The 13,333-nt window shown below is 43.1% G+C and carries 14 protein-coding genes; all 14 read right to left on the minus strand.

Annotation, left to right across the window (positions count from 1 at the left end; genetic code table 11):
• Positions 1-57: 57 nt before the first annotated feature.
• The 14 genes from CA598_RS06540 to CA598_RS06605 are packed head-to-tail and all read right to left on the minus strand — an operon-like array spanning position 58 to position 13,330.
• Entirely contained in the window at positions 58-468 is a 411-nt protein-coding gene (locus CA598_RS06540) for a hypothetical protein (protein ID WP_256989777.1), read from the minus strand.
• Between the two features lie 2 nt (positions 469-470).
• On the minus strand, positions 471-968 hold the full coding sequence (locus CA598_RS06545) for a chemotaxis protein CheD (RefSeq protein WP_094869621.1): 498 nt from the start codon (positions 966-968) through the stop codon (positions 471-473).
• Positions 961-1,554, minus strand: coding sequence for a chemotaxis protein CheC (locus CA598_RS06550; protein WP_371915738.1), 594 nt, complete (start codon positions 1,552-1,554; stop codon positions 961-963). The genes CA598_RS06545 and CA598_RS06550 overlap by 8 nt, the downstream gene beginning before the upstream one ends.
• Positions 1,555-1,590: 36 nt before the next feature.
• The gene (locus tag CA598_RS06555) at positions 1,591-2,052 is read right to left on the minus strand and encodes a chemotaxis protein CheW (protein ID WP_076285425.1); all 462 of its coding nucleotides are present in this window, start codon (positions 2,050-2,052) and stop codon (positions 1,591-1,593) included.
• Between the two features lie 27 nt (positions 2,053-2,079).
• Positions 2,080-4,152, minus strand: coding sequence for a chemotaxis protein CheA (locus tag CA598_RS06560; RefSeq protein ID WP_094875996.1), 2,073 nt, complete (start codon positions 4,150-4,152; stop codon positions 2,080-2,082).
• Positions 4,153-4,186: 34 nt separating this feature from the next.
• Positions 4,187-5,518, minus strand: coding sequence for a protein-glutamate methylesterase/protein-glutamine glutaminase (locus CA598_RS06565; protein ID WP_094869619.1), 1,332 nt, complete (start codon positions 5,516-5,518; stop codon positions 4,187-4,189).
• A 33-nt stretch (positions 5,519-5,551) separates the two neighbouring features.
• Positions 5,552-6,433 (minus strand): MinD/ParA family protein, encoded by an 882-nt coding sequence (locus tag CA598_RS06570; protein ID WP_094869618.1) that lies wholly within the window; start codon positions 6,431-6,433, stop codon positions 5,552-5,554.
• Complete coding sequence (gene flhF, locus CA598_RS06575) at positions 6,430-7,791, minus strand: flagellar biosynthesis GTPase FlhF (protein WP_094875997.1); 1,362 nt, start codon at positions 7,789-7,791, stop codon at positions 6,430-6,432. Before flhF ends, CA598_RS06570 begins: the two co-directional genes overlap by 4 nt.
• Positions 7,788-9,821, minus strand: coding sequence for a flagellar biosynthesis protein FlhA (gene flhA, locus CA598_RS06580; protein ID WP_094869616.1), 2,034 nt, complete (start codon positions 9,819-9,821; stop codon positions 7,788-7,790). Before flhA ends, flhF begins: the two co-directional genes overlap by 4 nt.
• A 17-nt stretch (positions 9,822-9,838) precedes the next feature.
• A complete protein-coding gene (gene flhB / locus CA598_RS06585; RefSeq protein ID WP_094875998.1) occupies positions 9,839-10,933 on the minus strand; it encodes a flagellar biosynthesis protein FlhB in 1,095 nt (364 codons plus the stop codon).
• 22 nt (positions 10,934-10,955) lie between these two features.
• Entirely contained in the window at positions 10,956-11,741 is a 786-nt protein-coding gene (gene fliR / locus CA598_RS06590) for a flagellar biosynthetic protein FliR (RefSeq protein ID WP_042194135.1), read from the minus strand.
• Positions 11,742-11,750: 9 nt separating this feature from the next.
• Complete coding sequence (gene fliQ, locus CA598_RS06595) at positions 11,751-12,020, minus strand: flagellar biosynthesis protein FliQ (protein ID WP_036688516.1); 270 nt, start codon at positions 12,018-12,020, stop codon at positions 11,751-11,753.
• Between the two features lie 21 nt (positions 12,021-12,041).
• Positions 12,042-12,806: a flagellar type III secretion system pore protein FliP gene (gene fliP, locus CA598_RS06600; protein ID WP_042189441.1), complete on the minus strand. Its 765-nt coding sequence runs from the start codon at positions 12,804-12,806 to the stop codon at positions 12,042-12,044.
• Positions 12,803-13,330 (minus strand): flagellar biosynthetic protein FliO, encoded by a 528-nt coding sequence (locus CA598_RS06605; protein WP_042128914.1) that lies wholly within the window; start codon positions 13,328-13,330, stop codon positions 12,803-12,805. The genes fliP and CA598_RS06605 overlap by 4 nt, the downstream gene beginning before the upstream one ends.
• Positions 13,331-13,333: the final 3 nt, after the last annotated feature.

The following is a 13,333-nucleotide window of genomic DNA, read 5'->3' on the forward strand; positions in this document are numbered from 1 at the left end:
AAGTGAAACTTATACTTTCTTATATTTTAAGATAACCGATTCCGCCACAGCGCTCGCTTATTCTTCTTTCAGGTGACGAACGGCCTTGGCCAATTCTTCAGGATCTTTCATAGAGACTAGTTTTGGGGGTGTAAGAGGCTTGAACCCCTCACTGTTCCCACTCCCTTGTCCTGGCTTCGGTTTCAGTAGATTAATTAACTCTTCATCCTCATTAGGGGTACTGATGTCTAGCTTTGCACCAAGTTCTTCTCCCTCAACATCCTGTTCATCCGGAGGCGATGATTGATACACGATAAAACCCAATACCCATCTTAGGAGGAAAGCAAGCAGAAACCAAGTGATAAATCCTAATAGGCTTCGTAATAAACTAGTACCGAGGACATTATTACTGTAGGTTACAAAAAATGTGAATACAAAACCTATCAAACCAAACAGCAAGTTTATAAAAATATTTCCTATCATCTTCATATTTATATTTCCTTAGCGCCTTTTTGCACACTGCGGATGAACAATACACCAGTGTTGCAGGCAATTTCTATCGTACGGCCATAATTACCGCCCGTGTCTTCCGCAATTAACGGAATTTTCAAATGCTCAAGAGCAAGTTTACAAGATTCAACATTACGAGGCCCGATCCTCATGGTGTCGCTCCCCCCGGCAAAGGCAAACATTTGTGATCCTCCTGCCATCTTGGCTACGATCCGACTCCGGACCGCACCAAGCTCCAGCAAACGGGATAAGAGCTCCGGCACTGCAGTATCTGCAAACTTAGCGATGTTTAATTGCCCTTCCCTAGCAATCTCAGAAGTAGGGAGCATCACATGCGCCATTCCCGCGAGTTTTTTTCCAGGGTCAAACAATGTCAATCCCACGCAGGAGCCAAGACCGGTTGTACGAATCAAACTATCCTGGCTTCCAACGTTAAGATCTGCCATCCCTACTTTAATGATGCTTTGTTCTTCAATCATTTTCAAACGGAACTCCTAGCGATTTGAAGATTTTCGGGAATGATTCCGGATCGGGTATAAGGAAAAATTGTCCTTCAATTTCATTTTTCCCCTCAAAAAAGGTAGTATCGATCAACAATGCATCATCACCCATTTGCCCAAATTGCAGCAAACCGTAGCTTAGGATGGCTCCAGCCATATCCATGGCAAGTGCAGGAACTGTTGGATACATAGAAAGTGAAGTAAAGTCAGCAAGAGAAGATAGATACGATCCTGCTAATATATTTCCAATTTCACTCAGCGCGGAAAGCTCCATTTCTCCGAGTTCTTGGTCACTCAAAATCTCGATGCCTGCAATGCGACTGAGTAAGTTCAAAGCGGCTTCCGGAGAAAGAATAAAAAACAGGTTGCCCGGAGCTTCTCCCTCCACACGTAAGAAAACTGCATATACTAGTTCTTCAGCTCCACCAACTTTGTCCGTAATCTCTTCAAAGTTGAGAAGCTGTACCTTGGGAACAGCCATATCAATCGGCTTATTCAAGAGCTGTGATAATGCGGTGGCTGCATTCCCAGCTCCAATATTCCCGACTTCCTTAAGCACATCCATTTTAAAATCCTTATAGTGCTTAAATAATTCCACAGGTTAGCCCTCTAGGCTTTCTAATTGAACGATTTCGCCTTTGTTAAGCACTTCTGACAGATTAAGCATGATCAGCAAGCGCTCTTCACCTATCTTGGCCACCCCATCTAAATACTTCGCTTTGATGCCGCCAACAACATCTGGAGGTGTATCGATAGAATCTCTGTTCAAATCTATTACATCATTTGCTGAATCAACAATGAAACCTACTTCCATTTCATTAACAGATACGATAATTACACGAGACTGGTCTGTCTGCTCCGCCTCTTCGATCCCAAAGCGACCACGAAGGTCAATCACAGGGATAACAACACCACGTAAATTAATTACACCCTTGATAAAAGAATACGTTTTAGGTACACGAGTTATTGGCATCATGCGCTCAATAGTTTGTACCTTCTCAACTTCGATACCGTATTCCTCTGAGCCTAATTTGAACACTATCACTTTAATATCTTCAGCCATGGAATGAACCTCCCTGTTCTATCCTAGTTATTTAATAAAAGCGTTCGGATCAATAATAAGTGCTACTTGACCATCTCCAAGTATCGTTGCGCCAGATATCCCTTGAATTTCAGGTAAATATTTACCTAGGTTCTTGATAACGATCTCGTTCTGACCAATAAAATCCTGTACCGCCAAGGCCACAAGACGTTCTCCCTTACGTACAACTACGATCTCTGTCTCTTCTTCAGTACTCTCATCATAATCAGGCACCGAAAATAGTCGACTAAGAGATATTAGTGGAATATGAGAATTCCGGAACTCTAACATTTTGTTGCCATGAATCGTACGGATTTGAGTGTTCTTCACGATTCCAGTTTCCACAATAGAGGATAATGGAATGGCGTACTTCTCAGAGCCCAACCGAATAAGCATGGCCGCAATAATGGATAGCGTAAGTGGCAGCTGTACTGAGAAATTCGTTCCTTTACCTGGTGAAGAATAAATGGTTACATTCCCACCCAGGGAAGAAATCTTAGCTTTAACAACATCCAGTCCTACGCCACGGCCTGAGACATCAGAAATAACTTCTGCCGTGCTGAAACCTGGTGCAAATAGTAGTTGATAAGCTTCATCATCCGTCATATTTGCTGCCTGTTCTTGCGTAATCACGCCTTTTTTCACAGCAGACTTCAATACCTTCTCTGGGTAAATCCCTGTTCCATCTTCTTCAATTTCAATGAAGACATGATTTCCGCTGTGGAAAGCACGTAAATGAACTGTCCCAGTCTCTGGTTTACCAGCAGCAATACGATCAGCAATGGATTCAATACCGTGATCAACCGCATTACGCAATAAATGCACAAGTGGATCACCAATTTCATCGATTACCGTCCGGTCTAGCTCTGTTTCGGCACCCGTTACAATTAGATCTACTTTCTTATCCAGCGACTTAGCTAGATCACGAACCATACGTGGGAACCGGTTAAATACGGTATCTACTGGAACCATCCGAAGCTTCATCACAATATTCTGGAGATCTCCGCTTACTCTGCCCATATGCTCGACGGTTTCCGTAAGATCGCCATTCTGAACCTCTGAAGCCAGCTGCTCTAAACGAACTCTGTCAATCAGAAGTTCACTAAATAGATTCATTAGCACGTCTAACCGTTCGATATCTACGCGAATCGTACGTGAAGGCGCCCCTCCTGTTTTGGCTGCTCCCGGCTTATTACCCTCATCTTTGGTAGGCAATGGTTTAGATGCTACTGGAGCAGCAGGAGCTGTTTCCTCTACAGTTGCTGTTGCGGCAACCTCTGACACGGCAGCTGCCGATTCTTGACCAAGCATTTTCAAGGATTCTTGATCTAGTGCTACTGCTGTTACTTTATCAATTTCAGACAAATTCATAATCATTGCCTGAATCTGATCAGCGGTTTTTTGGGTTATGTAATAGAGTGAGAAGCTTTGGTCAAATTTCTCTTGTTCTATATCTTGAACGGATGGGAAGGATTTAACAACTTCACCCGAACGTTCGAGCAGATCAAACACCATGTATGCACGTACAGCCTTAAGTTGACAATCCTTTCGGATCGTTACGTCCACATACAATGCATGATGCCCTTCCTGAATCGATTGTTCCAGAACAGAAAATTGGAACTCATCTAAATGAATCGGAGTTTCAGCTACTTGTGCAGCAGGCGTATTAGCAGCAGAAGCTGCTCCGCCTTCAACCGGAATCTCACCCCGGACGATAGCCTGTAAGGATGAGACAATGGCTGATACATCTGCTTTACCTTCGCCGCCTCTAGTAATATCCTCAACCATAGACTCTAAGGCATCCAAACTTTTGAATAACGTATCAAAAATAAAATCCTGCATGCGCAGCTTGTTATTACGTACAAGATCTAACACATTCTCCATTTGGTGTGTAAGTGAAGCTAAATCTTCAAAGCCCATAGTCGCTGCCATACCTTTTAAGGTGTGCGCAGAGCGGAATATTACCTGTACGATACTAAGATCCTCAGGATTCGCTTCCAGCCCCATCATGCTCTCGTTCAATGACTGCAGATGATCATTCGACTCATCAATAAACATGGATAAATATTGGTTCATGTCCATAGTAGAGCTCCTCCCCTTCGAGTTCGCTTTTCCGTTATTTAACGGCTTGCACTAGCCTTGGAGCAATTTCTTGCAAAGGCAGTACATATTTGACGCACTGCAATTCCACCGCAGATCGCGGCATCCCGTAAACGACGCAGGTCTCTTCACTTTCAGCAAATGTTGAGGTAACCCCTGAGTCATAGAGAGATTTCATCATCCTAGCACCATCACTACCCATCCCTGTCATCAACAACACGTGCCGATCCAGAGATGTGAGTGGAAGCAACGATTCGAATAAAACATCCACTGAAGGTCGGTGGCCATTTCGCGCCTCCTCCTTCGTGAGTACAACTGCATATTGCCCTTTAGATGTTGGGGTAACTTGTAAATGATAGCCTCCAGGCGCAATGTAGGCTGCTCCTTTTCGTAATATCATCCCCTGCTCTGCTTCTAACACTTCTAGCGGACTGAATGTATTCAGACGCTGAGCTAGTGATTTCGTAAAGTTAGGCGGCATATGCTGCACAATGACAATAGGAGCCGGAAAATCCGCTGGAATTTTCTCCAGGAGTACCTTCAGCGCACGAGGTCCGCCTGTAGAACAACCGACAGCAACTAATTTGTGCAAATTCTTGCTACCAACCATTCGATCCGGAGAAAGTCCCGGAGGATCAGAAGATACCTCCACTAAAGACTCTATCACCGGTTTGGGCGGAATGGATTTATTCTCTACTTTAGTCTTTGGTTTAGACTTTTCGATTAACGGTGTTTTAGCAGAGATGATTGGTTTGGTTGCTTTTTTAGGGATAATACTATCTACTGGCTGTTTCCCCCGAGGTTTTCTCATTCCTTCATCTTTGAGAGAAGATTTGAGTGCTGCCTTGGATTTTTCCGGTAACAATCTCGGTGCAGTCGGCAGTAATGGCTCTAAAGGCGTGATGTCAGGCATCCTAAAAGCAGATGCTCGCGCTTCACGTTGCTCTCGAGCCAGCATAGCTTCTTTCATTTGCTCTCTTAGAGATTCCCCTACGACCGTTATATCCTGGGAATTTGATATCGAAGGTTTACGAATGAAATCAAAAGCGCCCCATTCCAGTGCAAGAATGGTTTCCTTCATGCCCTCTTCATTGATGCCTGACAGCATAATCACTGGCAGCGGATCTGACGCCATTATTATTTTCAGCGCTTCCAGGCCGTTCATCTCCGGCATTTCCACATCCATAGTAACTAGATCCGGCCGAAGTTTGTTTATTTTCTCGATAGCCTCGCGACCATTTGTGGCTGTTGCCGTCACCTGAAAGTCAGCGTCATTTTCAATTAAATCGGAAATGATCTTGCGCATAAATGCAGAATCATCAACAACCAAAACTTTATATGGCTTCATATCATTTCCACCTCTGTTCCAGATTCAGAACAATTATTTACTTCGCTTCAACCATTTATGGATAAAGCCTTTAATGCCTTGAACTTTTGTATCTTTTTTACCATCTATGGTCAAATAACTTAGGGCTAGCCGATGTATATCTTTTGCAGCAACACTGTTTGGAAAAGCCAATGAAAATGGCGTCTGCCTTTTGACAGCCTGCACTACATGGGCATCTGAGCTTATATGACCAAGATAGGAAACATCTAATTGTAAAAAACGACTGGCTGCCATACGGATCTTATCACTTGTCACTGATGCTTCTCTCTCATCACCCGCTTGATTTACGATCAGTTTAAAAGAAATCTCCGGATACGTCCGATTCACAACCTTCATTAATGCGTAAGCGTCTGTAATAGCAGTTGGCTCTGGTGTTGTAACTACTAGGCAATCGTCCGCAGAGGTTATAAACTTCATCGTTTCCTTAGATAATCCAGCACCTGTATCAAACAAAATATAATCCATGCTGTCCCCAATAAGGGCTATCTGAGCTGTGAAATAATTAAGGTCCGATTCCGAAAGAGAAAACAACTCATCCATGCCCGATCCACCTGCTATAAAAGGAAGCCCGTTCGGTCCTAACTGAATAATCTGCTCAATATCCGCTTCTCTTTTTAACAGATGATATAGGTTATACTTCGCCGACACGCCCATTAACACGTCTATGTTAGCCATGCCAATATCTGCATCAAACAGCAATACCCTCTTTCCCATTGCTTTTAAAGTTAAAGCGAAATTAAGTGTAAAATTCGATTTCCCTACGCCACCTTTACCACTACAGACAGTAATAATACGGGCGGATGTTTCCCCTTTTTCAGCTAGTTTAGGCTCCTGACTGGATACAAGCTGTCTCAAGGATTGTGCCTGATCCATCATGATTCACCTGTTCCAAGAAGCATCTCACTAAGTTGTTCTTTGGAAGCCATCAATAAATCGTCAGGTACATTTTGACCATTGGTCATATAAGATAATGTGAGAGGGAAATCATTCAGGACGTTAAAGAGTGGTCCATAACTTCCCGTCTCATCTAGCTTGGTAAAAATAACTTTATCCAGCTTGTACCTGCCGAAGTGCTCTGCAATCAATTTCATATCACGGCTTTTCGAAGTTAAGCTGAGCACAAGATAGGTCTCACTTCTTAATTCCTTCGCTAACAAGCTTTGAAGTTCTGCTACCAGCATATCATTACGATAATTCCGTCCAGCTGTATCCATAATTACAAGATCACAACTCTCCAATCGAAAGAGTGCTCTTTGTAAATCTCCGGGAGATTGTACAACCTCTAGCGGAACATTCAGGATAGCTGCGTATGTACGCAACTGCTCCACAGCTGAAATCCGATACGTATCAGAGGTGATAAAACCAACCTTGCGTCCGTTTTTGAATAGCTGTTCAGCCGCAAGCTTGGCTATGGTAGTAGTTTTCCCTACTCCTGTGGGCCCTGCAATATATACGATTTGGGTATCATGTGCAATTCCATCAGCGATTCGCCCTGACAGGAATCCATCGAGCTGTTCTTTTAAGGACTCCTGAAATTTCTCAGGGCCCCAAGTACGCCCTTCTTCCGCCCAACGTTCGGAGATATTACTGATCCACTCTTCAACAAGTACAGTGTCCATCTCCTGCTCAATCAAAAGATCTCTAAGCTGCTGGAGACTATCGGGTAATTCTCTTGCCCCTGAAGACTGCCTCGCGATTCGTTCCATCCAAAGCTTCATATCTCTAATTTCACGAAGAACATCATTCTCGAGCGCCGAGGCAACCTCTGGCGTTTGTTCTAACCCTAAAGATTCATATAAGGCTGATACTGAGGTAGCTTCATCTGAATTGGATTCAAGCGATTTCTGATCAGGCTCTGGATGTTTGGCTATCGATTCTTTTACATCAATAGCTTCCGACAAGGCAGCGGCGATTTCTGCAAAGGACCGAGGCTCTTCCGGCTTTTCCAATATGACAGTAGAAGCAGATGATGAAGATGCAGCTTTTTGATAGGCTTGCGGGACAGCGCTGCGCGGGATGTTCATCGCAGGCTTCACAGGCTTTTCAGGAGCACTCTCCTTTTGAGCTTTTTCTACAGCCGCTACAACCTCTATTTTTTTCTTTTTAAACAATCCTAAAAATCCGCCAATCTTGATTTCTTTCGTACTTAAAATTACAGCCTCGCTTCCAAGCTCACTGCGAATGGAATGCATGGCGTCAGGCATCGTATCCACCACATAACGCTTCACTCTCATAAATTCACCACTCCGACGCTTTGTATTTCAATGTTAGGCTCTAGTTCGCTATAAGACAGTACAGGAATATCCTGCATGGTCCGTTCAATCACCTGCCGCAAATACATACGAATCGTTGGTGATGTGAGTACAATGGGCTGTTGTCCTGACTGCAGCAGTCGGTTGATCTGTTCACTTAACCGCTGATAGATCGTTTGAGTCGATGCTGGATCCAATGCCAGATAACTGCCCTGCTCAGATTGCTGCACACTCTCAGAAATTTTTTTCTCTAGGTTAGGTCCCACCGTAATAACTTTCAGAGTCTCTCCAACTTGCGAGAATTGCTGAGTAATCTGTCTGGACAAGGATTGACGGACATATTCGGTAAGAATATCAGGATCCTTGGTGTACGTCCCGTAATCCGCCAACGTCTCAAAGATAGTAACCAAATCCCTGATGGATATTTTCTCGCGCAGCAACTTGGCAAGTACCTTTTGAACATCCCCAACCGCTAATACCGAAGGAATAAGATCATCAACAAGCACAGGATAATTGTCTCTTAGGTTATCCACCAACATCTTAGTTTCTTGTCGTCCTAACAACTCATGTCCATACCGCTTAATCAGCTCCGTCAAATGTGTTGCAACAACGGATGGTGGATCTACTACGGTATAGCCGGACAATTCAGCCCGCTCTTTAACCGATTCGTCAATCCATAACGCAGGAAGCCCAAAGGATGGTTCAATGGTCTCAATACCGTTTATAGATTCATCATCATAGCCTGGACTCATGGCTAAGTAGTGATTAAGTAATAATTCACCGCCGCCGACAGTATTTCCTTTAATTTTTATGACATATTCATTCGGTTTTAGTTGAATATTGTCGCGAATGCGAATAACAGGCACTACAAGACCCATTTCAAGGGCACATTGCCGTCGAATCATGATGATACGATCTAGTAAATCTCCACCCTGACCTGTATCTGCCAAAGGTATAAGACCGTAGCCGAACTCGAATTCAATAGGATCTACAGAGAGTAAATTAATTACACTTTCCGGACTTCGTACCTCTTCAATCTGTTTTTCTTCAACAAGCTGCTCTTCGGCAATCTGTTTTCGATTTAAATTTTGTCCCATACTATAGGCTGCAAAAGCCAGCAAAGCAGCTAGCGGGAGCGTAGTAATCATATGTATAGGTGTAAATAGACCTAGAAAAGCAACAGTAACTGCAACAATATATAACAACTTTGGATAGGACAGTAACTGACCTGTTAATTCTTCTGCCAGATTACCTTCCGATGAAGCTCTAGTAACGATAAGACCTGCTGCAGTCGAAATGAGCAAAGCAGGAATCTGGCTGACTAGACCGTCCCCGATCGTCAATACGGAATAAGTAGATAACGCAGTAGAGAAGTCCATTCCGTGCACAACCATACCGATAATAAATCCACCAATAAGATTGATCAACAGAATAATGATACTCGCAATCGCGTCTCCTTTAACGAATTTACTCGCACCATCCATGGCTCCGAAAAAATCCGCTTCCCGCTCAACATTGCGGCGACGCTCACGTGCCTGTGTTTCGTTAATCATGCCTGCGTTAAGATCGGCATCAATACTCATCTGCTTGCCGGGCATTGCATCCAGGGTAAATCTCGCCCCTACCTCAGCTACACGCTCTGAACCTTTAGTAATAACAATAAACTGAACGACTACCAAAATCAGAAACACGATAAATCCAACGGCAATTTGTCCGCCGGCGATCCAGCTACCGAAAGTAGATACCACGGAACCGGCATCTGCATAAGTCAGGATCAATTTCGTTGTCGAAATATTTAGTGAAAGACGAAACAATGTCGTAACAAGCAATAATGAAGGGAAAATTGAAAATTCGAGTGCATTCTTCGTGTTCATAGCCACTAATATGATAATTAATGCTATAGAGATATTAATAACTAGCAAAACGTCCAAAAGCCAGGACGGGATAGGCAGAATCATCATAAGCACGATACCGATGATGCCTAGCAAAACTGTTAAATCTTTAGCTTTCAATGTCCTAACCCCCCGCCTTATTTCCTCTTACCTTTAAGTTTATATACATATGCCAGCACTTCAGCTACAGCCTGAAACAGATCATTTGGAACGACATCTCCAATTTCTGCTCTTTGGAATAATGCCCGTGCCAGCGGTTTGTTTTCCATAGTCACGACGCCATGCTCTTTAGCCAGCTCCCGAATACGAAGTGCTACATAATCCTGCCCTTTTGCAATAATCTGTGGCGCCTCCATTTTGGAGCCATCATATTTTAGCGCAACAGCAAAGTGAGTTGGATTCGTAATAATTACATCCGCGTTAGGAACTTCCTGCATCATACGCTGCATGGCCATTCTGCGTTGGCGTTCCCTGATCTTACCTTTAATTAGAGGGTCACCCTCCATTTTCTTGTATTCATCCTTAATATCCTGCTTAGACATTTTCAGGCTTTTTTCGTGCTCGTACTTCTGATACATAAAATCTAGAATAGCCATAATTAGCAGGGCAACCCCGATTTTCAGTCCAAGACTCATCGTCAGCTTGGCCGCAAACTTAAAAATCCCCTCCGCACTGATATGCGACAGGGATGCAAAGTTCTTCTTTTCTCCCCATAAAGTGCTATATACCAGATAAGAAATAATTAGAAGCTTAAATATTGATTTCAGGAATTCTACAAACGAACGCATAGAGAAAATATTTTTGAATCCTTTTATCGGATTAATCTTACTGAATTTAGGAGTAATCCCCTCTCCTGTAGCCATAAAGCCCACCTGCGCCAAGTTGGAAACAAGTGCCATAACAAACGTAATTCCAAGTAATGGGGCTAGCAAAATCAAGATTTGCAAGCCATACTGATTAAATAGCAGCGTTATATTCTCAGGTGTAACATCCAGCATCATTCGATTCTGAAAAACGTCCGTGTATAGCTTCATAAAACGCTCTTTCATAAAACCACCAAACATCATCAAGCTAACTACCGCAGCTAGCAATACAACCGCACCAGACAGCTCAGCACTTTTGGCTACTTGGCCTTTTTTACGAGCATCCTGCCGTTTCTTCGGGGTTGCTTTTTCCGTCTTTTCACCGGCGAAGAGTTGAAGATCTAGTCTATAACGCTTCGTCTTAGGCATAATACTCTCCCCTTACGGTCACCTACGGCTTCTTCCCCATGAGACCCAGTAAATTCTCCATGGATTCGAACATGATTTCGAAGAGATTCTGAAACAACACAGCCAGACCTGGCATCAGCACTAAAAGAAGTGCAATACCTATGATGATTTTTAGCGGAACCCCTATAACGAATACATTATATTGCGGAGCCGTTCTCGCCAAAAAGGCAAGACCAACATCGGTCAGAAACAGTGCAGTCACTAATGGAGCCGACATCTGAAAAGCTAATACAAACGACTGCGCAAATGTTCGGACCAGAAACTCTGACAAACTTCCATCAACCATGCGTAGAAATAAATCATTATTCATAGGAATCCATTTATAGCTGTACACAATGGCATCTAGTAAATGGTGATGTCCATTCATGCTCAAAAACATTAGCAGGGCTATCATATATTTGAAATTACCGAGAATAGGTGCTGACGTTCCTGTCATAGGATCTATGACGTTGGCAATACCGAAACCAATCTGAATATCAATGAAAGAACCTGCTGTCTGTATCGCCATAAACATCAAATATCCAATGAAACCTAGCAATAAACCTATTAATACTTCTCTCATAATCAGCAAAATATAACTAAAATCCTGCGGAATCGTAATCCCTGTTCCATTAGCACTAAAGACTACCAATGCTACAAAAAAAGATATGCCTATCTTAAAAGTTGTCGGTACCCCTTGAGAAGAAAATACAGGAACGACAACAAAAAAGGCTGTAATTCGACAAAAAATAAGCAAAAAGACGGGTAAACTTTGCAATAAGGTATCCATGTTCATTGGTTAACCAATATACATGTAGAGATTTCCTAGAATTTGGCTAGTAAAGTCAATTAGCTTCGTGATGATCCACGGTCCAAATAGCAATAAAGCCAGCAGTACTGCGACGATTTTTGGAACAAACGCTAGCGTCTGTTCCTGAATCTGTGTCGTAGCTTGAAAGATACTGATTATTAGCCCTACCACCAGACCAAGAATCAGCATGGGAGCGCTGACTTCCAGCACTAAATATACGGCTTGGCTTGCTAGACCGATAATAAACTCCGTACTCAATCCTCATGCCTCCTCTTAAGGTCAGGTGTTAAAACTAAGAAGTAGTGATTTAATGACTAAGTACCAGCCGTCTACCAGTACAAAGAGCATAATTTTAAAAGGTAATGAAATCATGACCGGGGGAAGCATCATCATTCCCATGGCCATCAGCGTACTCGCCACAACAATATCAATAATCAGAAATGGAATGAAAATTAAGAAGCCCATTGTAAAAGCTTTTTTCAATTCTCCAATTGCGAAAGCTGGCACCATCACCGTCAGTGGAATATCACTGTATGTAGCCGGTTTAGCCGATCCCGTATAACCGGTATATTTCATAAATAACAAAAGGTCTTTGGAATTGGTCTGTTTAAACATAAACTCTTTCATCGGATCAGCAGCTTTATCAAAAGCCTCAGTCTGGGTAATCGTCCCCTTCATATACGGCTGTAATGCCGTTTCATTTACTTGCGCCAAAGTTGGCGACATAATAAATAGGGTCAGAAATAGAGCAAGCCCTACCAGCACCTGATTGGGAGGCATGGCCTGAGTACCAAGTGAGGTTCTAACAAAACCGAGCACGATTACAATTCTAGTAAAACTGGTCATAAGAACTAGAAACGCCGGAGCAATACTCAGAACCGTAACGAGAAGAAGAATGGATATGGAACTGGTACCACCGCTTGAACCATCTTCATTACCGACCTGAATATTAACATTAGGTATAGGATCAGCATGTATCGGCCGCATCATGACTATACTAATGAACCCGAACAGCAGAATAGCAAGAATTAGCTTCTTTTTCATAAATTCCTCGACTCATCCTTAGTAGCATCATCCCGGAACAGCTCTTCCATTTTCTCTTTACGCTCTGGTGCAGAACGAAGCTTGGATTGCAGTGTCTCGTAAAAAGATGATGTTTCACTAAGCTCGATTTCTTCTGATGGAACCTCCCCACGCAGCTTAACCTTAACCTTGGCAATAAGCGGTGCGAGAAAATTATTCTGGTTGGAGGACTGATCCTCAAATGCTGCAATGATCAAAGCCACCTCATCTGGATCAGTGACTTTATCCAAGATGGATATGTTCTCACCAATCCCGATTAAGTAAAGGCTGCTTCCCAGTTCAATAACCTGCATCGACTTGTTAGGTCCCAGCCCTACAGCACCAAGCGTCCGAATGGAGCGCCCGCTCATAAAGGTCTGATTACGACGTCCAAGAAAACGGATCAGCAGCACAATAAGTACAATGATTACCGCAAGGACAATAATAACGTTAAGCAAATTCAGCAGGGTGTTATTGCTACCGAGCGGTTCTGAATTGACGGGCATGTC

The organism is Paenibacillus sp. VTT E-133291, assembly GCF_002264395.1.
In the GTDB taxonomy this organism is placed as follows: Bacteria; Bacillota; Bacilli; order Paenibacillales; family Paenibacillaceae; genus Paenibacillus_AQ; species Paenibacillus_AQ nitricinens.